The organism is Streptomyces sp. NPDC051563, assembly GCF_044454225.1.
GTDB lineage: Bacteria > Actinomycetota > Actinomycetes > Streptomycetales > Streptomycetaceae > Streptomyces.
This window is the reverse complement of record NZ_JBITDL010000002.1, coordinates 78,563-102,778: the sequence shown is the minus strand read 5'-3', so window position 1 is coordinate 102,778 and position 24,216 is coordinate 78,563. Positions and strand designations below refer to the sequence as shown.

27 protein-coding genes are annotated in these 24,216 nt (G+C 70.5%); 18 read left to right on the top strand and 9 right to left on the bottom strand.

The window, feature by feature from the left end:
- Positions 1-15 precede the first annotated feature (15 nt).
- The 3 genes from ACIA8F_RS02655 to rfbB all read right to left on the bottom strand — a co-directional run bounded on the left by ACIA8F_RS02655 (position 16) and on the right by rfbB (position 3,337).
- Complete coding sequence (locus ACIA8F_RS02655) at positions 16-1,347, bottom strand: lipopolysaccharide biosynthesis protein (protein ID WP_399376343.1); 1,332 nt, start codon at positions 1,345-1,347, stop codon at positions 16-18.
- Positions 1,344-2,213 (bottom strand): dTDP-4-dehydrorhamnose reductase, encoded by an 870-nt coding sequence (rfbD, locus tag ACIA8F_RS02650; RefSeq protein WP_399376621.1) that lies wholly within the window; start codon positions 2,211-2,213, stop codon positions 1,344-1,346. Before rfbD ends, ACIA8F_RS02655 begins: the two co-directional genes overlap by 4 nt.
- A gap of 146 nt (positions 2,214-2,359) precedes the next feature.
- The gene (rfbB, locus tag ACIA8F_RS02645) at positions 2,360-3,337 is read right to left on the bottom strand and encodes a dTDP-glucose 4,6-dehydratase (RefSeq protein ID WP_399376342.1); all 978 of its coding nucleotides are present in this window, start codon (positions 3,335-3,337) and stop codon (positions 2,360-2,362) included.
- Between the two features lie 104 nt (positions 3,338-3,441).
- Here rfbB and rfbA point away from each other — a divergent pair, with 104 nt between their 5' ends.
- Together rfbA and rfbC are read left to right on the top strand one after the other, a co-directional pair.
- Complete coding sequence (gene rfbA / locus ACIA8F_RS02640) at positions 3,442-4,317, top strand: glucose-1-phosphate thymidylyltransferase RfbA (protein WP_399376341.1); 876 nt, start codon at positions 3,442-3,444, stop codon at positions 4,315-4,317.
- Positions 4,314-4,916: a dTDP-4-dehydrorhamnose 3,5-epimerase gene (gene rfbC, locus ACIA8F_RS02635; protein ID WP_399376340.1), complete on the top strand. Its 603-nt coding sequence runs from the start codon at positions 4,314-4,316 to the stop codon at positions 4,914-4,916. The genes rfbA and rfbC overlap by 4 nt, the downstream gene beginning before the upstream one ends.
- Before the next feature lie 204 nt (positions 4,917-5,120).
- Here rfbC and tuf read toward each other — a convergent pair whose 3' ends face one another.
- From tuf to ACIA8F_RS02610, 5 genes are all read right to left on the bottom strand, one after another.
- Positions 5,121-6,314, bottom strand: coding sequence for an elongation factor Tu (gene tuf / locus ACIA8F_RS02630; RefSeq protein ID WP_254387373.1), 1,194 nt, complete (start codon positions 6,312-6,314; stop codon positions 5,121-5,123).
- 148 nt (positions 6,315-6,462) lie between these two features.
- Positions 6,463-8,592, bottom strand: coding sequence for an elongation factor G (fusA, locus tag ACIA8F_RS02625; RefSeq protein ID WP_399376339.1), 2,130 nt, complete (start codon positions 8,590-8,592; stop codon positions 6,463-6,465).
- Positions 8,593-8,631: 39 nt separating this feature from the next.
- A complete protein-coding gene (gene rpsG / locus ACIA8F_RS02620) occupies positions 8,632-9,102 on the bottom strand; it encodes a 30S ribosomal protein S7 (RefSeq protein WP_215023410.1) in 471 nt (156 codons plus the stop codon).
- A 3-nt stretch (positions 9,103-9,105) separates the two neighbouring features.
- Complete coding sequence (gene rpsL / locus ACIA8F_RS02615) at positions 9,106-9,477, bottom strand: 30S ribosomal protein S12 (protein ID WP_007265893.1); 372 nt, start codon at positions 9,475-9,477, stop codon at positions 9,106-9,108.
- Between the two features lie 369 nt (positions 9,478-9,846).
- Complete coding sequence (locus ACIA8F_RS02610; protein ID WP_399376338.1) at positions 9,847-10,317, bottom strand: helix-turn-helix domain-containing protein; 471 nt, start codon at positions 10,315-10,317, stop codon at positions 9,847-9,849.
- Positions 10,318-10,501: 184 nt separating this feature from the next.
- On the opposite strand from ACIA8F_RS02610, the gene ACIA8F_RS02605 reads away from it, so the two are divergent.
- The 7 genes from ACIA8F_RS02605 (at position 10,502) to ACIA8F_RS02575 (ending at position 14,091) form a co-directional block, all read left to right on the top strand.
- The gene (locus ACIA8F_RS02605) at positions 10,502-10,780 is read left to right on the top strand and encodes a WhiB family transcriptional regulator (RefSeq protein ID WP_399376337.1); all 279 of its coding nucleotides are present in this window, start codon (positions 10,502-10,504) and stop codon (positions 10,778-10,780) included.
- On the top strand, positions 10,773-11,480 hold the full coding sequence (locus ACIA8F_RS02600; protein WP_399376336.1) for a hypothetical protein: 708 nt from the start codon (positions 10,773-10,775) through the stop codon (positions 11,478-11,480). The genes ACIA8F_RS02605 and ACIA8F_RS02600 overlap by 8 nt, the downstream gene beginning before the upstream one ends.
- 74 nt (positions 11,481-11,554) lie before the next feature.
- Positions 11,555-11,770: a hypothetical protein gene (locus ACIA8F_RS02595; protein ID WP_399376620.1), complete on the top strand. Its 216-nt coding sequence runs from the start codon at positions 11,555-11,557 to the stop codon at positions 11,768-11,770.
- Positions 11,771-12,108: 338 nt separating this feature from the next.
- Entirely contained in the window at positions 12,109-12,516 is a 408-nt protein-coding gene (locus ACIA8F_RS02590) for a hypothetical protein (RefSeq protein ID WP_399376335.1), read from the top strand.
- A gap of 139 nt (positions 12,517-12,655) precedes the next feature.
- Positions 12,656-13,258, top strand: coding sequence for a phage tail protein (locus ACIA8F_RS02585; RefSeq protein ID WP_399376334.1), 603 nt, complete (start codon positions 12,656-12,658; stop codon positions 13,256-13,258).
- 102 nt (positions 13,259-13,360) lie between these two features.
- Positions 13,361-13,651 carry a hypothetical protein gene (locus tag ACIA8F_RS02580; protein ID WP_399376333.1) on the top strand — a complete coding sequence of 97 codons (291 nt, stop codon included), beginning with the start codon at positions 13,361-13,363 and terminating at the stop codon, positions 13,649-13,651.
- Positions 13,652-13,722: 71 nt separating this feature from the next.
- Complete coding sequence (locus tag ACIA8F_RS02575) at positions 13,723-14,091, top strand: hypothetical protein (RefSeq protein WP_399376619.1); 369 nt, start codon at positions 13,723-13,725, stop codon at positions 14,089-14,091.
- Between the two features lie 25 nt (positions 14,092-14,116).
- Here ACIA8F_RS02575 and ACIA8F_RS02570 read toward each other — a convergent pair whose 3' ends face one another.
- Positions 14,117-14,869 carry a hypothetical protein gene (locus ACIA8F_RS02570; protein ID WP_399376331.1) on the bottom strand — a complete coding sequence of 251 codons (753 nt, stop codon included), beginning with the start codon at positions 14,867-14,869 and terminating at the stop codon, positions 14,117-14,119.
- Between the two features lie 425 nt (positions 14,870-15,294).
- On the opposite strand from ACIA8F_RS02570, the gene ACIA8F_RS02565 reads away from it, so the two are divergent.
- From ACIA8F_RS02565 to ACIA8F_RS02525, 9 genes are all read left to right on the top strand, one after another.
- Entirely contained in the window at positions 15,295-15,483 is a 189-nt protein-coding gene (locus tag ACIA8F_RS02565; protein ID WP_399376330.1) for a hypothetical protein, read from the top strand.
- A 91-nt stretch (positions 15,484-15,574) separates the two neighbouring features.
- A complete protein-coding gene (locus ACIA8F_RS02560; protein WP_399376328.1) occupies positions 15,575-16,429 on the top strand; it encodes a hypothetical protein in 855 nt (284 codons plus the stop codon).
- A 36-nt stretch (positions 16,430-16,465) separates the two neighbouring features.
- Complete coding sequence (locus ACIA8F_RS02555) at positions 16,466-17,659, top strand: phage tail protein (protein WP_399376327.1); 1,194 nt, start codon at positions 16,466-16,468, stop codon at positions 17,657-17,659.
- The gene (locus ACIA8F_RS02550) at positions 17,656-18,939 is read left to right on the top strand and encodes a tape-measure protein (RefSeq protein WP_399376326.1); all 1,284 of its coding nucleotides are present in this window, start codon (positions 17,656-17,658) and stop codon (positions 18,937-18,939) included. The genes ACIA8F_RS02555 and ACIA8F_RS02550 overlap by 4 nt, the downstream gene beginning before the upstream one ends.
- A gap of 50 nt (positions 18,940-18,989) precedes the next feature.
- Complete coding sequence (locus ACIA8F_RS02545; RefSeq protein ID WP_399376325.1) at positions 18,990-19,898, top strand: phage distal tail protein; 909 nt, start codon at positions 18,990-18,992, stop codon at positions 19,896-19,898.
- Between the two features lie 125 nt (positions 19,899-20,023).
- Positions 20,024-21,208 (top strand): hypothetical protein, encoded by a 1,185-nt coding sequence (locus ACIA8F_RS02540; protein ID WP_399376324.1) that lies wholly within the window; start codon positions 20,024-20,026, stop codon positions 21,206-21,208.
- Between the two features lie 93 nt (positions 21,209-21,301).
- Positions 21,302-22,399: a hypothetical protein gene (locus ACIA8F_RS02535; protein WP_399376323.1), complete on the top strand. Its 1,098-nt coding sequence runs from the start codon at positions 21,302-21,304 to the stop codon at positions 22,397-22,399.
- Positions 22,396-23,499: a hypothetical protein gene (locus tag ACIA8F_RS02530; RefSeq protein WP_399376322.1), complete on the top strand. Its 1,104-nt coding sequence runs from the start codon at positions 22,396-22,398 to the stop codon at positions 23,497-23,499. Before ACIA8F_RS02535 ends, ACIA8F_RS02530 begins: the two co-directional genes overlap by 4 nt.
- Positions 23,499-24,212, top strand: coding sequence for a hypothetical protein (locus tag ACIA8F_RS02525; RefSeq protein WP_399376321.1), 714 nt, complete (start codon positions 23,499-23,501; stop codon positions 24,210-24,212). The genes ACIA8F_RS02530 and ACIA8F_RS02525 overlap by 1 nt, the downstream gene beginning before the upstream one ends.
- Positions 24,213-24,216: the final 4 nt, after the last annotated feature.

The following is a 24,216-nucleotide window of genomic DNA, read 5'->3' as shown; positions in this document are numbered from 1 at the left end:
CGGAGGCGGGCACGGTCACGTCCCTGCCGCGCCGGCGCCCAGCGGGCTCGCGACGTCCGTCCGCCCGGGGCCGTCGCCGGCTCCCGGACCGGCTTCCGGGAACTTCAGTCTCAGCGCCGTCAGCATAGCCACGACGGTGGCAACGGAGCCGAGAGCATAGGCCAGGATCACACGGAGGGCCACGTCGCCGGGGGCGAAGGTGACGCCGACCAGCACGGCGGTACCGATGGCCCAGCAGAGCAGCTGCAGGTTGTGTCGCTTGAATACCATCAGCGCCTGTCCGAGGACCATCGCGAACATGTACGCCACGGTCCCCGCGGACAACAGGAAGAAGTCGAAGCAGCCCAGCGCCGGCTTGGCCCCGAAGAGCACGCCGATCAGCCAGGGGCCGAGCACCGTGGCGGGGATGCCGCCGAGCAGGCCGAGTGCTCCGACGACCATGGCGATCTTGCGCAGCATCGCCGAGAACGCGGCCCGGTCGCCGGCCTGGAAGGCGGCGCTGAGCCCGTTGAGCAGGGAGGCCTGGAGCGAGCCGAAGACGAAGAGCGGGACCCGGGCCAGGACCAGGGCGTTCAGCAGGGCCGCGATCAGCACGCTGTCCGTGGGGGCGAGCAGCTTGGTGCTCATCACGGCGGCGTTGACCACGACCTGGGAGAGCAGGGTCGAGCAGATCAGCAGGCCCAGCCCGGAGGTCAGCTCGCGCCAGGCGATCTCCTCGCCGGGCTCGACCACGCGCAGCAGCGCGGGCAGCGTGACCAGGGCGGCGACGACCGGCGCCACCCCGAGTACGAGGCTGAAGGCGAGCGCGGAGTGCGGCAGGGCCACGGCGCAGCCGAAGGCGAGGACGATGCGCAGCCCGCCGTCGACGGCGAGCTGGGTGCCGTACGCGCCGAACCGGCCGAGGCCGGCCAGCACCCCGCGGGTGAGGTAGCAGACGGCCATGCCGGCGAAGGCCGCGCCGAGGGCCGCCACCAGGGCCCGGTCCCCGTGGAAGAGCAGGTCCGCGAGGGGTCCGGCGGCCGCGGCGAGCACGAGCAGGGTGGCGCCGAGGATCGCCGCGGTGAGCAGGGTGGCCCGGCGCAGGACGGGGGCCGCCCCGTGGCCGTCGACCGCGCGGGCGGCGACGATCCGGGTGAGCTCCTGCTCGATGGGGAAGAAGATGCCGAGCCCGATGGCCATCACGATCGTCCACAGCACCGAGACGTTCGCCATGGCTTCCGTGGACAGGCTGTGCCCGGCCACGCCGAGGTGGACGTACGAGGCCGCCCCGAGCACGACGGTGCCGCCGGCCACCGCGACGGTGCCCGGCGGCAGGGCCGCGCTGATCTTGCTCAGCAGGCTCTTCATCCCGCGGTGCCGTCCCTGTCCGCGCCCTCGGGCGCTGCGAAGGCGGGCAGGGCCAGGGCCGCTGCCAGCTGCTCGTGCCAGTCGGCGAGCGGCGGCAGGCCGGCCTCGGCCCAGCGGTCGTGCGCGAGCACGCTGAACGCCGGCCGCACGGCGGGCCGTACGAACGCGGAGGAGTCGGTGGGCCGGATCCGCTCGGGGTCCAGGCCGCTCAGCCGGTAGGTCTCGCGGGCCAGCCCGAACCAGGTGGTCCGGCCGCTCGCGGTGCCGTGGTAGACCCCGCCGGGGGCGCGGCCCGCCAGGGCGGCCCGTCCGAGTTCGACGAGGCGGCCGGCCAGCGCGTAGGACCAGGTGGGCTGGCCGTGCTGGTCGTCGACCACGTCGAGGGTGTCGCGCTGGGCGGCGAGCTTGAGCATCGTGGCGACGAAGTTCGGGCCGTGCTCGCCGTACAGCCAGGCGGTGCGGACCACGTAGCCGTGCTGCGGCAGCAGTTCGGCCACGGCCTGCTCGCCGGCCAGCTTGGAGCGGCCGTACGCGTTGACCGGGCCGGTCGCGGAGTCCTCGGTATACGGCTGCTCGGCGTCGCCGGGCAGCACGTAGTCGGTGGAGACGTGCAGGAGGCGGGCTCCGGCCGCGGCGCAGGCCTCGGCCAGGACGCGCACGCCGGTGCCGTTGACGGCGGTGGCGGCCTCTTCGGCGCTCTCGGCGCCGTCGACGTCGGTCCAGGCGGCGCAGTTCACGACGACGGCGGCGCCCTCGACGGCGGCCCGGACGGCGGCCGGGTCGGTGATGTCGAGGTCGGTGCGGCGCAGGGCGGTGGCCGCGATGCCGGCGTCCTTGAGGACGGCCAGGACGTCCTGGCCGAGCATGCCGGCGGCGCCGGTGACGACCCATCGGGCGCCGGAGGCGCTGCCGGTGGCCTGCTCGGCGCTCTCGATCCGCCCGGTGCTGTCGACGCTCTCGACGCTCTCGGCGCTCTCGGCGCTCTCGGTGCTCTTGCTCACGTCCGCGGCGGTCACTTCTGCAGCGCTGCCTTGGCCTTCAGGGGCTCCCACCAGGCGCGGTTCTCGCGGTACCAGGTGATGGTCGACGCGATGCCCTCCTCGAAGGTGACCTGCGGGGCGTAGCCGAGCTCCGAGCCGATCTTGCTGATGTCGATGGAGTAGCGCAGGTCGTGGCCCTTGCGGTCCTCGACGCGCTCGACCATCTCCCAGCCCAGGCCCGCGGCCTCCAGCAGCACGCCGGTGAGCTCCTTGTTGGTGAGCTCGACGCCGCCGCCGATGTTGTAGACCTCGCCGCCGCGGCCCTTGCGCATGGCCAGGTCGATGCCGCGGCAGTGGTCGGAGACGTGCAGCCAGTCGCGCACGTTGCCGCCGTTGCCGTACAGCGGGACCTTCTTGCCGTCCATCAGGTTCGAGACGAACAGCGGGATGACCTTCTCCGGGAACTGGTAGTGCCCGTAGTTGTTGGAGCAGCGCGTGACCACGACGTCCATGCCGTGCGTGCGGGCGTAGGCCAGCGCGAGCAGGTCGGAGGAGGCCTTCGAGGCGGAGTACGGGGAGTTGGGCACCAGCGGCCACTCCTCGGTCCAGGAGCCCTCGCTGATCGAGCCGTAGACCTCGTCGGTGGAGATGTGGACGAAGCGGCCGACGCCGTGCTTGCGGGCGGCGTCCAGGAGGACCTGGGTGCCCACCACGTTGGTCATCACGAAGGGGCCGGCGCCGGCGATCGAGCGGTCCACGTGGGACTCCGCCGCGAAATGCACGACGACGTCGTGGCCGGGCATCACCTGGTCGACGGCCTCGGCGTCGCAGATGTCACCCTTGACGAACGAGTAGCCGGCATGACCGGCGACCGGGGCGAGGTTGGCTTCGACGCCGGAATACGTCAGCTTGTCGAAGACGGTGATCTGGGCCGTGGGGTCCGAACCGAGCTGCTGGCGGACGAATTCTGAACCGATGAAGCCGGCGCCGCCGGTCACAAGGATGCGCATAATACAAACAGTCTAGCCGCTCGCCTACTCCGCAAAGGCCGCCCGCCCGCTCCCGCCCGGGCCCGGACGGCGCGCCTCCACCGGTCTCGCATAGGGTTGTGCCTATGCGTGGAATTCTCTTGGCCGGCGGCACCGGATCCCGACTCTGGCCGCTGACGCGGGCAGTGTCGAAGCAGCTGCTGCCCGTCTTCGACAAGCCGATGATCTACTACCCGCTTTCGACGCTGGTCATGGCCGGGATCAGCGAGATCCTCGTCATCACCACCCCGGAGGACCGCGACCAGTTCGAGCGCCTGCTCGGCGACGGCTCGCAGTTCGGCATCCGGCTGGAGTACGCCGTCCAGGAGCGCCCCGAAGGCATCGCCCAGGCCTTCGTGCTCGGCGCCGACTTCATCGGGGACGACTCCGTCGCCCTGATCCTCGGCGACAACATCTTCCACGGCAGCGGCCTCGGCACGCGGCTGGCGGAGCACACCGACTCCAAGGGCGGCCGGGTCTTCGCGTACCCGGTGGCGGACCCGACGGCGTACGGCGTGGTCGAGTTCGACGAGAACGGCCAGGCCATCTCCATCGAGGAGAAGCCGGCCCGGCCCAAGTCCCGTTACGCCGTGCCCGGTCTGTACTTCTACGACAACCAGGTCGTGGAGATCGCCCGCGGCCTGAAGCCCAGCGCCCGCGGCGAACTGGAGATCACCGCCGTCAACGACGCGTACCTCCAGGCCGGTGAGCTGAATGTCACCATCCTCGACCGCGGTACCGCCTGGCTGGACACCGGCACCTTCGTCTCGATGGTGCAGGCCTCGGAGTTCGTGCGCGTGATCGAGGAGCGCCAGGGCTTCAAGATCGGCTGCATCGAGGAGGCCGCCTGGCGGGCGGGCCTGATCGACTCCGCGCAGCTGCGCGAGCTGGCCGAGCCGCTGATCAAGAGCGGTTACGGCACCTACCTGATCGGTCTGCTCGAAGAGGAGGCCGCACGATGAAGTTCCGCGAACTCTCCATCGAGGGCGTTTTCGAGATAACGCCCCAGCAGCACGGTGACCCGCGCGGCATGTTCATGGAGTGGTACCGCTTCGACCACCTCGCCGAGGTCGTCGGGCACCCGCTGAACCTGGCGCAGGCGAACCTCTCGGTCTCCCAGCGCGGCGTGGTCCGCGGCATCCACTTCGCCGACGTCCCGCGCGGCCAGGCCAAGTACGTCACCTGCGTGCGCGGCGCCGTGCTGGACATCATCGTGGACATCCGGGTCGGCTCCCCGACCTTCGGCCGCTGGGAAGGCGTCCGGCTGGACGACGTGGACCGCCGCGCCGTCTACATCCCCGAGGGCATGGGCCACGGCTTCTGCGCGCTGACCGACGACGCCACGCTGTCCTACCTCTGCTCGGAGACGTACAACCCGACGGGCGAGCACTCGGTCCACCCGCTCGACCCCGACCTGGGCATCGACTGGCCGGCGGACGTCCCGCTGCTGTCCGCCCGCGATGACGCGGCCCCCTCGCTGGCCGACGCCGTCGCGTCCGGCCTGCTGCCGGACTACACCGCCTGCATGGAGTTCACGCAGTCCCTGCGGGTGAAGCAGTAGGCACGACGGAGCGCGAAGAGGGCCGTACCCCGAGGGGTGCGGCCCTCTTCGCATGCCCGGCCGCGGCACGCAGGCGCGTAGGCAGGCCCTGGGGAGAAGCTCCGTACGACGAAGGGCCCCTTCCCCGTCGCGTGAACGACGGGGAAGGGGCCCTCCTGTCAAACATGGTGCTCGCTCGCACGAGCTACCAGGTCAGAACACGAATTACTTCGTGATCTTGGTGACCTGGCCGGCGCCCACGGTACGACCACCCTCACGGATGGCGAACTTGAGGCCCTCCTCCATGGCGACCGGCTGGATCAGCGCGACCGTCATCTCGGTGTTGTCGCCCGGCATGACCATCTCCGTGCCGGCCGGCAGGGTGACAACACCCGTGACGTCGGTGGTACGGAAGTAGAACTGCGGACGGTAGTTGTTGAAGAAGGGGGTGTGACGGCCACCCTCGTCCTTCGACAGGATGTAGGCCTGGGCCTCGAACTCGGTGTGCGGGGTGACCGAACCGGGCTTGATGATGACCTGGCCGCGCTCGACGTCCTCGCGCTTGATGCCACGGAGGAGCAGACCGACGTTCTCGCCCGCCTGGCCCTCGTCGAGCAGCTTGCGGAACATCTCGATACCGGTGACCGTGGTGGTGGTCTTGGTCTCCTTGATACCGATGATGTCGACGGTCTCGTTGACCTTCAGGACACCACGCTCGATACGACCGGTGACGACGGTGCCACGACCGGTGATCGTGAAGACGTCCTCGACGGGCATGAGGAACGGCAGGTCGGTGTCACGCGGCGGGGTCGGGATCGCCTCGTCGACGGCAGCCATGAGGCCGAGGAGCTTCTCGCCCCACTCCTTGTCGCCCTCGAGCGCCTTCAGCGCGGAGACGCGGACGACCGGAAGGTCGTCGCCCGGGAACTCGTAGTCGGAGAGGAGCTCACGAACCTCGAGCTCGACGAGCTCCAGGATCTCCTCGTCGTCCACCATGTCGGCCTTGTTCAGGGCGACGACGATGTACGGAACGCCGACCTGGCGGGCCAGGAGCACGTGCTCCTTGGTCTGCGGCATCGGGCCGTCGGTGGCGGCGACCACGAGGATCGCGCCGTCCATCTGCGCGGCACCGGTGATCATGTTCTTGATGTAGTCCGCGTGACCGGGGCAGTCGACGTGGGCGTAGTGACGCGCCTCGGTCTGGTACTCGACGTGCGCGATGGAGATGGTGATGCCGCGCTGGCGCTCTTCGGGAGCCTTGTCGATCTGGTCGAAGGCCGAGGCCTCGTTCAGGTCCGGGTACGCGTCGTGCAGCACCTTGGTAATGGCGGCCGTGAGGGTCGTCTTACCGTGGTCAATGTGACCGATGGTGCCGATGTTGACGTGCGGCTTAGTCCGCTCGAACTTCGCCTTCGCCACGGGGTCCTCCTGGAGAGTGGTTCTGTACGCCTTACAGATCGGCGCCAGGTGATCTTTGCTGGATAGCCGGTACCCCGGGGCAACGGGAGGGTTACTCCTGTTGCCCCTGAGGCTCCGGTGACAAGCCTAAAGCGTGTACTCGGAAGAGTTACTCGCCCTTGGCCTTCGCGATGATCTCCTCGGCGACGTTCCGGGGAACCTCGGCGTAGGAGTCGAACTGCATCGAGTAGCTGGCGCGACCCGAGGTCTTGCTGCGGAGGTCTCCGACGTAGCCGAACATCTCCGAGAGGGGCACGAGGCCCTTCACGAGGCGAGCGCCGTGACGCTCCTCCATGGCCTGGATCTGGCCACGGCGGGAGTTGATGTCACCGATGACGTCACCCATGGACTCCTCCGGCGTGGTGACCTCGACGGCCATCATCGGCTCGAGGAGCACGGGAGAAGCCTTGCGCGCGGCCTCCTTGAAGGCCTGCGAACCGGCGATCTTGAAGGCGAGCTCGGAGGAGTCGACCTCGTGGTAGCCACCGTCGAGAAGAATGACGCGGACGCCGGTCATCTCGTAGCCGGCGAGGATGCCGAACTTCATGGCTTCCTGCGCACCCGCGTCGACCGAGGGGATGTACTCCCTCGGGATGCGGCCACCGGTGACCTTGTTCACGAACTCGTACGCCGGACCGTCGGCCTCGAGGATCGGCTCGATCGCGATCTGCACCTTGGCGAACTGACCGGTACCACCGGTCTGCTTCTTGTGGGTGTAGTCGTGACGCTCCACCGTCTGGCGGATCGTCTCGCGGTAAGCGACCTGCGGCTTGCCGACGTTGGCCTCGACCTTGAACTCGCGCTTCATACGGTCGACCAGCACCTCGAGGTGCAGCTCGCCCATACCGCCGAGGATGGTCTGGCCGGTCTCTTCGTCCGAGTGAACGTGGAAGGAGGGGTCCTCCTCCGCGAGAGACTGGATGGCGACACCCAGCTTCTCCTGGTCACCCTTGGACTTGGGCTCGATGGCGACCTGAATGACCGGGGCCGGGAAGTCCATGGACTCCAGGATGACCGGGTTCTTGTCGTCACACAGCGTCTCACCGGTGGTGGTCTGCTTCAGGCCCATGACGGCGACGATGTCACCGGCGCCCACCGCTTCGATCTCTTCACGCTTGTTGGCGTGCATGCGGTAGATCTTGCCGATGCGCTCCTTCTTGCCCTTGACGGAGTTCAGCACCGCAGTGCCGGCCTCCAGGCGGCCCGAGTAAACCCGGACGAAGGTGAGCTTGCCGAGGTGCGGGTCGCGCATGATCTTGAACGCGAGCGCCGCGAGGGGCTCGTCGTCCGAGGGCTTGCGCTTCACGACGACCTCGGCGTCCCGGACGTCGTGGCCTTCGATGGCCTCGATGTCCAGGGGCGACGGGAGGTAGCGGACGACGGCGTCGAGCAGGGGCTGAACACCCTTGTTCTTGAACGCCGTGCCACAGAACACCGCGGTGACGGTGGCGCCGTTGTCACCCTTGGAGCCGATGATGATGCGACGCACAGCGGCGTGCAGCTGCTCGACGGTGGGCTCGACGCCCTCGAGGAACAGCTCCATGATCTGGTCGTCGTTCTCGGCGACCGTCTCGACCAGCTTGGCGTGCCACTCTTCAGCGGCTTCCTTGTGGGTGTCCGGGATGTCGACGATGTCGTACATCTCGCCCTTGGTCGCCTCGGCGGACCAGACGAACGCCTTCATGGTGACCAGGTCGACAACGCCCTGGAAGTCCATCTCGGCACCGATGGGGAGCTGCATGACGATCGGAACCGCACCGAGGCGGTCCTTGATCATCTCGACGCAGCGGTGGAACTCGGCGCCGGTGCGGTCCAGCTTGTTGACGAAGCAGATGCGCGGGACGCCGTAGCGGTCCGCCTGACGCCAAACGGTCTCGGACTGCGGCTCCACACCGGCGACACCGTCGAACACGGTGACGGCACCGTCGAGGACGCGGAGCGAACGCTCCACCTCGACCGTGAAGTCAACGTGACCCGGGGTGTCGATGATGTTGATGGTGTGGTCGACGTCTTCGAGCGGCCAGTGGCAGGTCGTCGCGGCAGACGTGATCGTGATGCCGCGCTCCTGCTCCTGCTCCATCCAGTCCATCGTGGCAGCGCCGTCGTGGACTTCACCGATCTTGTAAGACACACCGGTGTAGAACAGGATGCGCTCGGTGGTGGTCGTCTTGCCCGCGTCGATGTGAGCCATGATGCCGATGTTGCGCACCTTGGCCAGGTCAAGCGAAGTGGTAGCCATATCGGCTCAGTCTTCTCTCGGTCTCGATGTGGGTTGGGACTACCAGCGGTAGTGCGCGAAGGCCTTGTTGGACTCGGCCATCTTGTGCGTGTCCTCACGCTTCTTGACGGCAGCGCCAAGACCGTTCGACGCGTCGAGCAGCTCGTTCATGAGGCGCTCGGTCATCGTCTTCTCGCGGCGGGCGCGGGAGTAACCCACGAGCCAGCGCAGCGCGAGGGTCGACTGACGACCCGGCTTGACCTCGATCGGCACCTGGTAGGTGGCGCCACCGACACGGCGGGACTTGACCTCGAGCGACGGCTTGACGTTCTCCAGCGCGCGCTTCAGCGTGATGACCGGGTCGTTGCCGGTCTTCTCGCGGAGGCCTTCCATGGCGCCGTAAACGATGCGCTCGGCGGTGGAGCGCTTGCCGTTCAGGAGGATCTTGTTGATGAGCGACGTCACCAGAGGAGATGCGTAGACCGGGTCGATGATGACCGGGCGCTTCGGGGCGGGGCCCTTACGAGGCATTTTTTACTTCTCCTTCTTGGCGCCGTAGCGGCTGCGGGCCTGCTTGCGGTTCTTGACAGCCTGGGTGTCAAGCGCACCACGGATGATCTTGTAACGAACACCCGGCAGGTCCTTCACACGGCCACCACGCACGAGCACGATCGAGTGCTCCTGCAGGTTGTGTCCCTCACCCGGAATGTAGGCCGTGACCTCGATGCCAGAGGTCAGACGCACACGCGCGACCTTACGCAGCGCCGAGTTCGGCTTCTTCGGGGTGGTCGTGAACACACGCGTGCAGACGCCACGACGCTGGGGCGAAGCCTCAAGCGCGGGGGTCTTGGTCTTCTCGACCTTGTCCTGCCGGCCCTTACGGACCAGCTGCTGGATCGTAGGCACTACTTCTCCGGTTTCTGTGTGCCGTGTAGTGAAGCTAACCTGGAACATTTGCCGACCCACGCGGTCGGGTGTGTCGGATCCGGCGGACCTCCACGCAAGCGTGGAAACGCATGAATCGCGGTGGCTTGTACGGCTCAGGTGCGGTTGATGGACACGCACAGGAGCCCAGGCACACCCCAGGCACAAGGTCTGAGCGTACCGACCGCATCCACTCCGGTCAAAACAAAAGCCCCCGCCCCCACCGTCCGAAGTACCCGCAGGCCAGTAGCCGCACGGCCGAGACCGGGGCGTGGTCCGTCCGATGTGCGGATGTGGTGTGCGTGTGCTAGGCGACGGCGGGAAAGGGGCCGGTCGAACTGCCGGAGGGGGTCACTCCCGTGCCCGGCGGCGCCCCGGTGCGGTGGCCGGCGGCTCCGGCGCCTCGGAGGACGCGTCCGCGCCGGTGCCGTCCGGCTCCAGGAACTGGCTGACCACCTTGACGAAGACCTCGCGGCGCCCCTCGGGGACCCCGAGCCAGCGGGCGAAGTCCTCGATGGTCGGCGTCCCGCCACCGGGCGGCAGGTCCTGCGAGGGCAGCGGGAGCTCCTCGGGGCTGACCCGGCCGGAGCGGATCAGCATGTCGCGCACCGAGACGCCCAGCAGCGGGGCGATCCGGCGCATGGTCTCCAGGTCGGGCATGCTCTGGCGCTGGAGCAGCCGGGTGACGGCGGCCCGGTGGACCCCCGCCTCGTCGGCGATCCTCGACTTGCCGCCACCCCTGGGGCTGTCGATGTCGTACCCGCGCTGCCGCATCAGTCCTTCGACCCAGGCCGCGAACGCGTCCAATTCGAGAGTGCTCATGTGCCGCTCCTCAAGTTCGCAGTCCGCTCCATGAGATCACAGCCTACCGTGCTTGCGCGCACAGAATTATACCCTCCACTAAATAGGCACACCTTAGGTAAAGGGATCTTGATTGCGCGCTCGCACGCAACGTGTCACAGTGAACGCGCCGTGATCCACGGCAGTCCCACGTCGCGGAGTCACCATGCCCTTTGTTCCGTACACAGCCCCGCCCGACACCTTCCGCCGGCCTTGGCAGGCCTCCGCCGCGTGCGCCGCCCTCCCCCCGGACGTCGTCTTCGCCCGGCGGGCCAAGGACGCCGCCCCCGCGCTGAGCGCCTGCGCCTCCTGCCCCGTACGGCGCGAGTGCGAGGCGGCCGTCGCGCCCGCCGAGAGCCTGTTCGACGGGGTCTGCGCCGGACGCCTGTGGCGCAACGGCCGGCCCGCCGCCATCCCCACGTCCTCCGGGAGCCTCCGTGCCTGACCGCACCGCCAGCGACATCGCACTCTGGACCGCGTCCCTGATCCGCCAGTTCCCCGAACTCGCCGAGGAGCTCGCGCCCGGGCGCGCCGCCCCCTTCGCCTCCGTCCCCGCCCCCCGTACCGCGCGCGACGACGCGCTCCTACGGGAGGAACGGCGCGAGGCCCTGCTCGTCCAGCAGCGCCACGGCCTGTCCGCCCCCGGCCACAGCGCCGCCCCCCTCCGGCTGCACGTCTCCGACGCCATCCGCGACATCACCGACGGGGTGGTCGAACTGGAGGAGGCGGTGTGCGCCCGGCTCGGGATCCCGCGGCCCCGCCGCGCCCCGGTCCCCGTACGACTGCGCCGGCTCGCCGCGCTGCTGGACGAGATCACCGCCCAGCCGGTGCTGGCCCGGCACGTGCGCGACGAGCTGCGCCGCATGGCCCGCCGCTGCGCCCGCGCGCTCGGCGACACCGAGCAGGTGGTGCGGGTGTCCGGCCGCTGCCCGTGGTGCGACTCGGTCTCGCTGCGGGCCTTCCCCGACCGCCGGGCCGTGCTCTGCGTCAACCCGGCCTGCCGCTGCACCGACGAGGAGTGCGGCTGCGGGGACGATCCCGCCTACCGGCACCTGTGGCCCGAGTCCGAGTGGACCGCGCTGGTCTCCGAGGCGGGCTGCAGTACCGAGGAACTCGACACCGCGATGGAAGGCGACCCGAAGTGACCGCTGGATTCCCCTCCCTGTCCGCCCCGTTCTCGCTGCCGTCCCCGTCCTCGCTGTTGTCCCCGTCCTCCCCCTTGCCGCACCTCCCCGCCCTGATTCCGGGGCCGCTGGCCGCCCAGGAGGCCGGGGTCGCGCCCGCCACGATCCGCAAGTGGGTCCAGCTGGGCCGGCTGCGGGCGGCGGGCAAGGCCGGGCGGGCGCAGCTGTTCCGACTGGAGGACGTGTTCGCCGCCGAACGCGACGCCAGCCGCAGGGCGGGCCCGGGGGCGGCCGGGGTGGCACCGGTCTGAGCCCGCGCCCTCTCCCCCCCTCCTCAGTCTCCCCCCCTCCTCAGTCTCCCCCCCCTCCTCAGTCTCCCCCTCTCCTCGCCTTCGCCGGATGCCCGGCCTCCCCTCCGGGAGGCCGGGCATCCGGCGTTCGCGGTTCGGCGCGGGCCCGCCGAGAACTCCCCGCTCGAACTTGTTGCGCGCGCGCACGCAACGTGTCACAGTTGGTGCAGCGGCAGAGCTGCGCCCGCAGGACGGGACGCGGCCGGGCCGCTCCGCGTCGGGCGGTGTCCGCCCCCCGCCCCCCTTCCGGGCACCGCCCGACAGCCCCCTTTCCACCCATCAGCCCGAGGTGAATCGTCGTGACCACTCCCCCGAGTGCCTTCCCCGACGTCGAGGCCCTGGTCGTCGACGTCCTCCAAGCTGATCCCGCCCTGTCCACGGCCGTCGTCGCCGTCAGCCCGCCCGCCGGATTCGACGGCACCCAGCGGGCCGTCATGGTCAACCGCCGCGGCGGGGCCTGGACGGGCGACCTGCACGTGGACATGCCGCTGATCGAGTTCGAGGTGTACGGCCCGACCAAGGCCGCCGCGCACACGCTGGCCAACGCCGCCCGGCGGGCCCTGCTCGCCGCGCTCGGCAAGACGTACGGCTCGAACACCTTCACCGACGTGATCGAGCAGGACGGGCCGCGCTGGCTCCCGGACTACCTCTACCGCGCCGCCAACCGCTACGTCTGCGTGATCCAGGTGTCCCTCAGCGTCTTCTGACGCGCCCGCCGGCGGGCGCCTCCCGCGCCCCGGCCCCACAGACCAAGGCCCTGCCGTCCGGCGGGGCCTTTGCCGTACCCGGCCCCGGGCACACCGGAGTTCCGGTGCGGCAGACCCCTATATAAGGAGAAGCATCACCATGGCAGGAAACTCGTCCGAGATCCGCGTAGCCGGTAACGGTCGCCTCTTCGTCGCCGCCGCCGGCACGGCCCTTCCGACCGCCTTCACCGGCAAGCCGGACACCGACTGGGGCGCCAACTGGAAGGACCTCGGCTTCACCACGGCCGACGGCGTCACCTTCTCCAAGAAGGACAAGCTGGAGCCGGTCGACTCGTGGCAGGCGGTCAGCCCGGTCCACTTCACGTACTCCGACCGGGACCTGAGCATCAAGTTCGCGATGCTGCAGTTCAACGAGCTGACGCTGCCGTTCTTCATGGGCGGCGGCGCGGTGGCCGACGAGGCGACCCCTTCGAACGGCATCTACCGCTACGACATCGCGGACTCCCCGAAGTCCGACGCCCGCGCCCTCGGCCTGGAGTTCACCGACACCAAGGCCTCCGACGGCTCGGTCGTGACCTACCGCTTCTACATCCCGCGCGGCCAGGTCACCGCCTCCGACGACATCAAGCTGGCCCGCAAGTCGGCCTCCACCCTGGGCATCACCTTCACCGCCCTGACGGCGGGTGACGACAAGCCGCTGGCGAGCTTCGTCATGAAGGACGGCGCGTACGCGCTCGTCTGACCGGCCGACAGGCCCTGACGGGGGCGGGGCGGCCGTCAGGCCTCCCCGCCCCCACCCCCTCACGACTTCCCTCCACCAGTACCCAGAGGAGAACCCATCACCATGGCAGGCTTCGACGTCAACGCGGCCCGCGCCCAGCGCCAGGAGGCCCTCGGCCGTACCTGGTCGTTCCAGCTGGACGACGAGACGTACACCCTTCCCACCGAGCTCACCCGCGCCGCGGCCAAGGGGCTGCGCAAGCTCGACGACAACGACGTGGACGGTCTGCTCAGGCTCCTCCTGGGCGAGAAGCAGTTCACCCGCTTCGAAGAGCACGACATCACGATGCAGGACATCGCCGCGATCCTGGAGGCCTACGGCAAGGAGACGGGGCTCGGCCTGGGGGAAGGCTGAGCCTCGCCGAGTTCGTCGACGAACACGCCGAGGCCCTCGAAGCGGACCTGCTCCGCTACTACGGCAAGGACATCCTGGACTGGCACCGCGGAGACCTCTCCTCGCGCCGGCTCCAGGTCCTGGTCAAACACCTGCCACGGGACAGCTCCCTCAACCGGGAGCTGTTCGGCGAGGCCGCCGACTGGTCGGTGACCGACCACCTGCTGGCGGCCACCGTGGACCATCTGGCGGCCGCCAACTGGATGTTCGCCTGCGTCAACGCGGCGGAGGACGGAGACGCCCCGGAGGCTCCGGAGCCCGTGCCGCGGCCGGACAACAAGCCGTACGCCGACCAGGGCGCGAATCCGGGCACGGAACAGGACCCGGAATCGGCCTCGGCCTCGGCATCCGCCGGGACCGATGCCGTGTCCCCGGACACCCTGGTCCGCTTCTTCGGCTGACCGGGCGGTTCCAAGGCCGGCCGGGTCAGCCGCCGTCCCGGGGTTCGTCGGGCCGGCCGCGGGACTCCATGTCCCGCGCCAGGGCCCGGGCCTTGGCGGCCAGGCTCGGCCGCCCCGTGTCCCCCGCCGCCCCCGGCCCGTCCGCCGGGGTGTCGGCGGGGGCGCCGTGCGTACGGGGCTGTACGGGTACGGAGTTCAGCGGCGGCACGATGGGCCGCCCGTTGCGCCGTACGACCTTCCGGCCGGCCGGCGCCGCACGCTTCCCGCTCGCGCGCGACGCGGGGGCGGGAGGGGCGGCGGGGTCGTCAGCCGCCGGGCCGGTCTCCGCCGGCGCGGTATCCGACTCCGGGTCCCCCTCCGACTCCGACTCGGTCCCCCCGTACGCGGCGGTCTCCTCGTCCCCGTCCCGATGCGGTTGGGCCCGCTCGGCATCCGCACCGGCATCCGCCTCGGCGGCGTGCTCGTGGCCGGTGTCGTCGGGCCGCAGGCCCAGGATCTCCTGTGCCCGGCGCATCCGCTCCTCGGTCTCCCTCACGAGGGGCGACGGTTCGAGGAGCGTGGCGAACGGCAGCCGGATCACGGTGGCCCCCCGGCCTTCGCCGGGGGTGCTCCGGGCGGCCGGGTCGGAGCCGCGCCCGCTGCCCGCGGCGTAGGCCTCGGCGACCCGCTTCTCGTACTCCCGGCGGATCCGGGGCAGTTCCTCGGCCGTCGCCTCGGCCCAGCCGGCGGTGAAGGCGGCCGTCTCGCGGCGGTCGAGCTCGGAGCGGGGTATCAGCACCAGGTCGTCGGGCGCGTAGCCCCGCGCGTGAACGAGTTCCGAAAGCCTGGCGAACAGATGAGGCAGGTCAGACGCTGTTTCAAGCCAGTCGACGGCATGCTCACGCCCCCTGGTACCGGTGTTTTTGTCCACGCCTCAGCACTGCCTTCCCGCCCCCGGGCCCCCCTCGCGCCCTACGTGACTCACGTTTTCCCAGGCGGGGGAACAGTGATCCAGCGTACCCGGTCGTCCGGAAACCTCCCGTTCCGGCATCAACCAGGCCCCGGGGGTGGCGGAGCGAACACGCCGTGCGGGGTTTCCAGCTCGACAAAAGTCGAACAGATGTTCCAAACTCAACTCGTACACACATTCGACTACCAGGTGCCCCCGCTCCGATCCGCGGCGCCACCACGCAGCAAGGGCAAGCAATTGGAAGGCAGGCGTCCATGACCCAGCAGGCTGAGGGCTCACCGCAGATCACGCTCCACGAACGCCTCAGCCAGCTCCTGGACGGACCCGCCCCCCTCGACAAGAGGGCCCTGCTCGGCACCCTGCACGCCGAGATCACCCAACGCGAGGCACGCGCGTACACCGCCGGCTGGAACGACGCCGTCTCGGAGCTGCGCCGCGCCTAGCCCTTCGTACGCCCCCCAGCCCCTGCCGCGCTCGATGCGGCAGGGGCTGTCGGCGTTCAGACGTCGCACCAGGCCAGAAGCGGAGGAACCCATGGCCGATCCCACCAACGCGGAAATCCACGCGCTGATCACAGACCTCAAGAACAGCCTCGTGGCGCCACTCAAGACCTACGTCATGCACAAGTCGCCGTCGAACCTCGTCACCGAGGCCTTCCTGACGGCCAAGCTCGAACAGCTCACGAAGGACATCAAGGCAGGACCGGACCCGCAGCCCAAGTCCTGGTGGGAGGGGCTGCTGGAGTTCCTCGGCCTGAAGGATCTCGCCGCGATCATCAAGGACGCCGGAAAGCTGGGAATGGTCTACGCCGTGTTGGCGGGCCTCGGCGTCGCCCTCACCGCGTTCGGGCTCAAGCTCCTCGACTTCGGCGCCATGTTCAAGAGCCTCACGGAGCTCGCCACCAGCCGCACTGGGGGCGGGAGACGCATCCTCGCCCCGGGCCCGAACGGAATACCCAGCCTGCAGAACCGGCAGTCGGTCGAGAACCCGCTCCTCGCGTCCATGCAGTCCCTTCCGGCGGCCGCGACCCTGGAGCCGCTGCGCGAGAAGCTCTCCATCCTCAATCCGAAGATCGAGAAGTTCAACGTCGAGATCGACAAGATGCCGTCCGCGCGCTCGCTCAAGCAGACGGCCTCCGCCCTGGAGAAGATCGCGAGCGCCCTGGCCCGCATGGTCCCCGAGACCATCAAGGAGGTCGCCACCGAGCTCGGAAAGCTCAAGGACGCCCTCACGGGCTTCAACCCGCGCGAGCTGCCGAAGCCGCAGCTGCTCCGGCAGACCGCGACCGCCATGGGCCGGGTTTCCAGCGCCTCCGGGACCCTGGCCACCAAGTTGGGCGAGCTCGGCACGGCGGCTGGCCGCGCGGCCAGCGCCGTCGGCGCGCCCTGATCCACGACCCCACCGCACGAAGGAGGTGTAAGAACCATGAGTCTCGTCAGTGCCACCAAGCGCGCCTCGGATTCCCTGCGCAACCTCAAGACCCAGGCCTCCGGCGCCGCCGCCCCCCTCAAGCGCGTCGGCGACGCCGGCAGCAAGACGTCCGGGCAGCTCAAGACGCTCCGGACCTCCGCCCAGGGGTCCACCGGCCAGCTCAAGAACCTCAAGACGGCCTCCGACCAGGCCGAGAAGTCCCTGTCCAAGGCCGGCCAGACCGGCCAGCGCAGCGGAACCCAGCTGGGGAAGTTCAAGACCGGCGCCGACCGCGCCGCCTCGGGCCAGGACAAGCTCAACAAGTCCATGAAGGGCAACTTCCTCGCCCGCCTGCTCGACCTGTTCATGCCGCTCATCGAGAAGATCGTCGAAATGGCGATGCGCTCGAAGACCATGCAGGCCGTGATCAAGACGGCCTTCGGCGCCATCCGCACCGTGATCTCGGCCGTGATGAAGGCCATCGGGCCGATCATCAAGAGCGCCGGCAACCTGATCAAGTCGGTGTGGAACAGCGTCAAGGGCGCCGTCATGCCGATCCTCTCGGCCATCGGCAACGCCGTGAAGTCCGCGTTCAACGGCATCAAGTCGGCCATCAGCACCGTGATGAACGCGGTCCGCTCGGTCATCAGCAGCGTGTGGAACGGCATCAAGGCCGTCATCACCCCGGTGGTCAACTGGATCAAGTCGGTCGTCCCGAACGCCTTCAACGCGGTCAAGGACCGGATGTCGAGCGCGTGGAACGGCCTCAAGGGCATCGCGTCCGGAGCCTTCGGCGCCATCGTCGGCGCGGTCAAGTCCCCCATCAACTCCGTCATCGGCCTGATCAACTCGATGATCGGCCGGATCAACCGAATCCGGGTCAGCGTCCCGGGCTGGGTCCCCTTCGTCGGCGGCAAGAGCTTCGGCGTCAGCCTGCCCACGATCCCCATGCTCGCCACCGGCGGCGTCGTCATGCCGCGCAGCGGCGGCGTCCCGGCGATCATCGCCGAGGCGGGCGAGGCCGAAGCCGTCCTGCCGCTGTCCAAGCTCGACCGCCTGCTGGCCCGTACGGCCGCCCGCGCCCGGATGACGGCCACCGGCAACGGCAACGGCTCCGCGCTCCACATCGAGAACTACTACGCCCACCAGTCGAGCGACCCCCAGCGCACCGCCGACGCGCTGATGTACCTGGCGAAGGCACGCGGATGAGTGCGGCCGCCGCGGCGACGAGACCCCTCGGCGGCCTCACCCGGGGGTTCAGCAGCCTCAGCGGCCAGACCCGCCGGGCCGGGGATGCCGCACGGCAGGCCACTTCCTCGCTCAAAGGGCTCACCTCGGCGGCCGGCAAGGCCGCGGCCGACACCGCACGGCTCGCCCCGGCGGCGGCCCAGGCCGCCAAGGTGCTGGCCGGGCTGAAGACCCAGGCGGGCACCGCCGCCCAGTCCGCGACCCGGATCTCCCGGTCGGCCACCCGGGCGGCCACCGGCGTCAAGCGCACCGGAACGGGAGCCAACGGGCCCCGCTCCGCTCTGCTCAAGCTGGGCCGCGGCTCCGGCGGAGTGCTGGCCCTGCTCGGCCGGCTGCTCGACCTGAGCGGGATCGTCGGCACGGTCATGAGCACCTTCGGCATCGCCATGACCGTCGGCTCCGTCGTCATGACCGCGGTCAACGTGGCCATGCGCGCCAACCCGCTCGGCTTCCTGCTCGGGATCCTGATCCCGGTCGGCGCCTGGCTGATCGAGCTCGCGCTGAACTCCGAGACCGGGCAGCGGCTCATCGAGCAGCTCTTCACGTACGTCGGGAAGGTGTTCGAGGAGCAGCTGAAGTTCCTGCTGCCCGTGCTCAAGACCGTCGGCGAGATCGTGAGCACGTACTTCAAGGGGTACTTCGCGGTCGTCTCCGGCGTCCTCGGCCTGCTGCGCGGCGACGTGAGCGGGATCTCCCGCGTCGGTACGGCCGTCGGCTCGGCCACCCGCGCCCTGCACGGGATCGCCTCCGGCGCCTTCAACGCGATCATGGCGCCGATCCGGACGGTCATCACCTTCCTCACCGGCACCCTGCCCGGCTCCTTCTCCCGCGTGAGCGGCTCGCTGTCCGGTTCGCTCGGCGGCATCGGCCGCATGGTGACCACGGGGCTCCAGGCCGTACTGGCCGTGGTGACGGGCCCCTTCAACGGCATGATCGCCTTCGCCAACTGGATCATCGACGGCCTGGAGGACCTCTCCTTCTCGATCCTCGGCAAGAAGTTCGGCGTCGACCTCGACAAGATCCCGATGCTCGCGGAGGGCGGCGTCGTCTGGCCCACTTCCATGGGCTCGGCCCCGCGCATCAACCCCGTCTCGGACCTCGACCACCGCCGCGTCCCGGCCGCCGGCCCCGGCGCCCCGCGCCAGGAGCCGTACCGCGTCGCGGAGTTCCGGGAAGAGGCGGGAGCCGGTCCCCGGTCCATCGCCGAGGACCTGCTGTTCCTCGCCGCCGCCCACGCATGACCCCCCGCGCGGACCCCCCGCCCCCACCCGAGATGAGGTGACGGCCCGTCATGGCCGAGACCACGCAGACATACACCGCCGATCTCGCACCCGGCTCACTCATCACCCAGGACGGGCAGATGCAGTGGGCCGGGATTCTTTTCGGCCCCGGCACCCCCTACACCATCGAGAAGTCGGGGCTCAGCGGCTGGGAGGACCTGCCCGAGTTCGACAGCTCCGACGCCGAACGCCCCACCGGCCACGGCTCCTGGCCGGGCGCCCGCTACGCCAAGCCCCGCAAGGTCGGCGCCACGCTGTGGATGGTCCCCGAGCGGGGTGCCTCCCTGGCCACCGTCCGCGCCCTGCGCCAGGCGCTGACCCTCGGCGAGGAGGAGCGCTGGCTCGCGGTCCGGCTGCACGGCGAGGTCCTGGCCGTACGGGCCCGGGTCAGCCAGCGCATCGTCCCGGCCGACCGGGTGTACGCCACCCAGGGCGCGGCCAAGGCCTCCGTGCAGTGGCTGGCCACCGACCCGCGCCGCTACCTGGTCGACGAGCAGACGGCGATCGTCTACGCGCCGGAGCCGGAGAGCGGGCTGACCTGGCCGCTGGTCTGGCCCCTCAACTGGGGCACGGCCTCCCGCACGGGCGACGCCGGCGCCGACAACGCCGGCTCCGCGCCCGCCCACCCGGTCATCACCTTCCGCGGCCCCTGCGGCACGCCCTCCGTCACGGAGCGGGGCAGCCGCCGCCGGCTGCGGTACGCGATCGACCTGGCCGCCGGCGACGAGCTGGTGGTGGACACCGCCGCGGGCACGGTCACCCTCAACGGCAACGCCTCGCGCCGCCACACGGCCACCCCGGACAGCAGCCCCGAGGAGCTGTTCACCTTCGAGCCGGGCCGCGCCGAGCTGTCCTTCCGCCCCGACACGGCCGCAGCCGGCGCCGTGATGTCCGTGCGCTGGCGCAGCGCGGAGTGGTAGCCGCGGGCCCCGGCAACCCGCACGGTCCCTCCGGTCCACCCGGCCCACCCGGCCGCCGCGCTCTCCCCGGCCCCCGCGCTTCCCGCCCTCCCCTCCCATCCGCCCCCTCCTGAACGGAGTCCCCCATGCCGCTGCACACCAGCTGGCTCGCCCCGACCGGCCAGACCCGCGAGAACACCCGGCTCAGCCAGATCGGCGCCACCACCCCGCTCAACCCGCAGCAGGCCCGTTCGGGCATCCTCCCGGGCTCGTACGGCGGTCTGCACCGGGTCTCCGGGTTCTGGACGGACGGCACGTCCGCGATGACCCTCAACGTCAGCAACGGCCGGGCCGTCATCCAGGGCCTGCACTCCCAGGGTGTCTACCAGGTGACCCTCGACGGCGGTGTCGCCCTCACGGTCGCCGACGGCGACGCCCAGTTCGGCCGCCTCGACCTGCTCGTCCTGCGCATCTACGACGCCTCGTACGACACCTCCGCCAAGTACGAGGCCGCCGTCGAGATCATTCGCGGCACCCCCTCCGCCACCCCCGTCGCCCCGGCCACCCCGGTCCTGTCCCTGCCCCTGTACGAGATCGCCGTCCCGGCCGGCGCCAGCGCGGGCAAGGGCGGCATCGTCTGGAGCACCGCCCTGAAGGACCTGCGCACCACCACCGTCGCGATCGGCGGCATCGTGCCCGCCTACGGCGACACCGGCAGCGGCGCCTACCCGGGCCAGTACCAGGACGGCTACACCGCCCTGCAGCGCTGGGACGGCTCCGCCTGGGTCCCGTACCCGGCCGCGATCGGCGGCATCGCCCCCAAGGGCACCCTGACCACCGCCAGTTACGCGGGCCAGTACCGCGACACCCCGCAGCGCGTGCTCCAGCGCTGGAGCGGCAGCGCCTGGCTGCCGGCCTTCCCCGCACCGCTGTTCGCCGAGAACCTCGACGCGGGCTTCACCACCTCCACCACCTACAGCGAGACCCTGCAGGACACCTCCGTCGCCGCGGTCCGCGTCACCTTCCCCGCGCCGGTCTCGGGCGCCGTGCTGCTCACGTACGGGGCCCGCATGTCGGCCGTCGGCAACGCCACGGCCTGCGCCTTCACCTGCGTACGGGTGACCCAGGGGGCCACCGAGGTGTGGGCTCCGGACGACGAGCGCGCCGTGTCCAGCCCGGGCGACCCGGCGACCTCGGCGTCGACCACCACGCGGATCGGCGGGCTCACCGCCGAACTCCCGTACACCGTGACGCTGATGCACCGCGTCTCCGTCGCCGGCGTCAAGGCCTGGTTCGACAACATCTTCCTCCGCGTCGACCCCCTGTTCTGAGCCGCCGCCGCCCCGGCCGCACCCCGCCCCGCCCCACCTCGCCCCACCTCGCCCCACCTCGCCCCACCCCGTACAGCTCTCAAGGAGAAGTCCGTGAACGTGCGCTCCGCCTGGCTCCAGGTCACCGGCCAGACCCGCTCCGACACCCGCGTCGCCTCGCTCGGCGCCCTCACGCCCACCTCCCCGGTCGCCAGCCGGTCCGGCATCCTGCCCGGCTCCAGCGACGGCAAGTGGCGGATCTCCGGATTCACCGTGACCGGCTCCACCGCCATGGGCGCGACCGTCTACCCGGGACGCGCCCTCATCCAGGGCGCCGAGGCCCAGGGCGCCTACCCTGTCGCCCTGACCCAGCCCGTCAACCTGACCTTCGCCGACGGCCACGCCCAGTTCGGCCGCGTCGACCTCATCGTGCTGCGCGTCTACGACGACGAGTACGACGCCTCCGGACGCACCGAAGCCGCCGTCGAGATCGTCCGCGGCGTTCCGGCGGCGACCCCGGCCGTCCCCGCGACCCCGCCGCTGGCACTCCCCCTCTACACCGTCGCCGTCCCCGCGGGCACCAGCGCCGGCACCGGCGGCATCGCCTGGACCACCGCCCTGCTGGGCCTGCGCACGGCCACCGTGGCGCTCGGCGGCATCCTCCCGGTCACCACCGACACCGCGATCGGCGCCTACCCGGGCCAGTACCGCGACATCGACGGCGGCCTGCAGCGCTGGGACGGCACCGCCTGGCTGTCGTACCCGCCCAAGCCCGCCTGGCAGAACTGGACGCCGGTGTGGACCACCGCCACCGGCAGCGCCACGCCCTCCTTCGGCAACGCCGAGGTCAACGCCCGCTGGATCCAGCAGGGCCCGACCGTGCACATGGCTTTCGCCATCACCTTCGGCACCACCACCAACTTCGGCGCCGGAGCCAACACGAACGACAACTGGCGGTTCACCCTGCCCGTCAAGGCGGCCTCCGTGATCAAGGGCATCGGCTTCGCCGACCTCACCCTGGACCTGCGCAAACGCGTCACCGCCCGACTCCGCTGCACCTCAACGAGCGTCTTCGAGATGGAAATCGCCTCCGGCACCCCGGCCGGCGAGGCCGTCGCCGGCTTCGGACTGGCCGACGCCGTCAGCCCGTGGACCTGGGCCGCGGGCCACACCATCACCGGCACCGCCACCTACGAGGCGGCCACCCAGTGAGCACCGACACCCCGTACCGCGCGATCTTCTGCGACGTGCGGACCGACAGCACGATCGACATCCTCCCGCTGCGCGACGTCTCCATCGACGACTACATCGGCAAGCCGGGCTCCCTCTCCGGCACCATCCCGGTGCCCGACGCCGCCCTCGCCGCCCGGGTCAGCCGCATCGAGGAGGGCCGTACCGCGGTCTACCTGGAGCGCGGCGGCGACCTGTGGTGGGGCGGGATCGTCTGGACCAGCACCCTGCAGAGCAGCGGCCGGGGCGTGATCAGCCTCAGCCTCCAGGCGGCGACCTTCGACTCGTACGCGGGTCGCCGGCGCATCCGCGAGACCTTCGGCTCCGCCACCCCCACCGACCAGCTGGAGCTGGTCCGGGAGCTGTGGCGCCGGATGCAGTCCACCGTGGGCGGCGACATCGGCGTCACCTACGGCGAGGAGACCTCCGGCATGCTGCGCACCGAGTCCTGGCGCGACGGCGACGAGACCCTGTACTCCGAGGCGATCGAGGCGCTGGCCGCCTCCGAGAACGGGTTCGAGCACCAGATCTCCGTCTTCCGCGACCCGGTCTCCGGAGCCCGCACCCGGCTGCTGCGCCTGGGCAGTCCGCGCATCCACACGGGCTCCACCGACCTGGTGCTGGACCGGCCCGGCGCGATCCTCTCGTACACCTTCCCGCGCGACGCGACCCGCGGCGGCACCACCGTCCGGGCCCGCGGCGCGTCCGTCAACAGCAATCAGGCCGAGGAATCGCGGCCGCTCTACTCGGACGAGCTCGTCGCCGAGGACCTGATCGCCGGAGGCTGGCCGCGCATCGACCTGTCCTCCGACCACAACACGGTCACCGACAAGGCCGTCCTGACCGGGCTGGCGGCGAACGAACTCGCCCAGGCCCGCGGGGCCGTGGTCATCCCCGAGATCACCGTCCGCCTCGGCAGCGAGATACCGCCGGCCCTGCTGGGCCGCACCGTCCGCATCCGGATCACCGACGAATGGCATCCGCAGGGCTTGGACGCCCGGTTCCGGATCATCGGCGTCAAGGTCACCCCGCCCGAGCGGGGCCGCCCGGACACCGCCGAGCTCTACCTAGAGGAGGCCTGATGCCCCAGCTGCCCGAGGACATCATCGACCGGCTGACCGCCATGGAACGCCGGATCCAGCAGCTGTCCACCGCCGTCAACACCCGTCCCGCGCTCGACACCGTCACGGGCGGCACGCTGACGATCAAGGACGGCGGCTCGCTGGCCGTGGAGGAGCCGAAGGGCACCCGGATCCTGGGCGTCGGCTTCTGGTCCTCCACCGAGTACGGCATGGAGATCAAGCGGCAGAGCGGCAAGACCGCGCTGAGCATCCGCAACGGCTCCGCCAACAACTACGACCAGGCCGTCCGCATCTTCGACTCGTACAACCACGAGATCCTCTCCTGCGACGTGGTCACCGGCGGCCTGGCCCGCCCGTGGCTGGCCATGCTGCCGCCGCAGGACACCAGCACCGTCCGCTGGCCCCAGACCAACGCGACCGCCTGGACCACCGTCGCCCGCTCCTTCAACCCCCTGTGGCAGCCCCGGCTGCGGCTCTATTTCACCACCGCCGCCGCCTCCGGCGTCACCGGCCAGGTACGGGTCCTCGTCGACGGCGCGCCGTGGGGCGACCCCGTCACCACCGGCACCGTCTTCGACCGCACGGCCCCGGTCACCGACGACTTCAACGCCCGCTTCGGTTCCCTGGTCAAGGTGGAGATCCAGGCCATGGTCACGAGCGGCACCGGACTCGTCTACGCCCAGCCCCTGATGATGTACGGCACCCAGAGCTAGCCGA

Excerpts from the sequence above, each read along its gene's own strand:
- ACIA8F_RS02655 (WP_399376343.1), bottom strand. The coding sequence starts at position 1,347 with ATGAAGAGCCTGCTGAGCAAGATCAGCGCGGCCCTGCCGCCGGGCACC.
- rfbD (WP_399376621.1), bottom strand. The coding sequence starts at position 2,213 with ATGCTCGGCCAGGACGTCCTGGCCGTCCTCAAGGACGCCGGCATCGCG.
- rfbB (WP_399376342.1), bottom strand. The coding sequence starts at position 3,337 with ATGCGCATCCTTGTGACCGGCGGCGCCGGCTTCATCGGTTCAGAATTC.
- rfbA (WP_399376341.1), top strand. The coding sequence starts at position 3,442 with ATGCGTGGAATTCTCTTGGCCGGCGGCACCGGATCCCGACTCTGGCCG.
- rfbC (WP_399376340.1), top strand. The coding sequence starts at position 4,314 with ATGAAGTTCCGCGAACTCTCCATCGAGGGCGTTTTCGAGATAACGCCC.
- fusA (WP_399376339.1), bottom strand. The coding sequence starts at position 8,592 with ATGGCTACCACTTCGCTTGACCTGGCCAAGGTGCGCAACATCGGCATC.
- rpsG (WP_215023410.1), bottom strand. The coding sequence starts at position 9,102 with ATGCCTCGTAAGGGCCCCGCCCCGAAGCGCCCGGTCATCATCGACCCG.
- ACIA8F_RS02610 (WP_399376338.1), bottom strand. The coding sequence starts at position 10,317 with ATGAGCACTCTCGAATTGGACGCGTTCGCGGCCTGGGTCGAAGGACTG.
- ACIA8F_RS02605 (WP_399376337.1), top strand. The coding sequence starts at position 10,502 with ATGCCCTTTGTTCCGTACACAGCCCCGCCCGACACCTTCCGCCGGCCT.
- ACIA8F_RS02585 (WP_399376334.1), top strand. The coding sequence starts at position 12,656 with ATGGCAGGAAACTCGTCCGAGATCCGCGTAGCCGGTAACGGTCGCCTC.
- ACIA8F_RS02580 (WP_399376333.1), top strand. The coding sequence starts at position 13,361 with ATGGCAGGCTTCGACGTCAACGCGGCCCGCGCCCAGCGCCAGGAGGCC.
- ACIA8F_RS02565 (WP_399376330.1), top strand. The coding sequence starts at position 15,295 with ATGACCCAGCAGGCTGAGGGCTCACCGCAGATCACGCTCCACGAACGC.
- ACIA8F_RS02560 (WP_399376328.1), top strand. The coding sequence starts at position 15,575 with ATGGCCGATCCCACCAACGCGGAAATCCACGCGCTGATCACAGACCTC.
- ACIA8F_RS02555 (WP_399376327.1), top strand. The coding sequence starts at position 16,466 with ATGAGTCTCGTCAGTGCCACCAAGCGCGCCTCGGATTCCCTGCGCAAC.
- ACIA8F_RS02550 (WP_399376326.1), top strand. The coding sequence starts at position 17,656 with ATGAGTGCGGCCGCCGCGGCGACGAGACCCCTCGGCGGCCTCACCCGG.
- ACIA8F_RS02545 (WP_399376325.1), top strand. The coding sequence starts at position 18,990 with ATGGCCGAGACCACGCAGACATACACCGCCGATCTCGCACCCGGCTCA.
- ACIA8F_RS02540 (WP_399376324.1), top strand. The coding sequence starts at position 20,024 with ATGCCGCTGCACACCAGCTGGCTCGCCCCGACCGGCCAGACCCGCGAG.
- ACIA8F_RS02525 (WP_399376321.1), top strand. The coding sequence starts at position 23,499 with ATGCCCCAGCTGCCCGAGGACATCATCGACCGGCTGACCGCCATGGAA.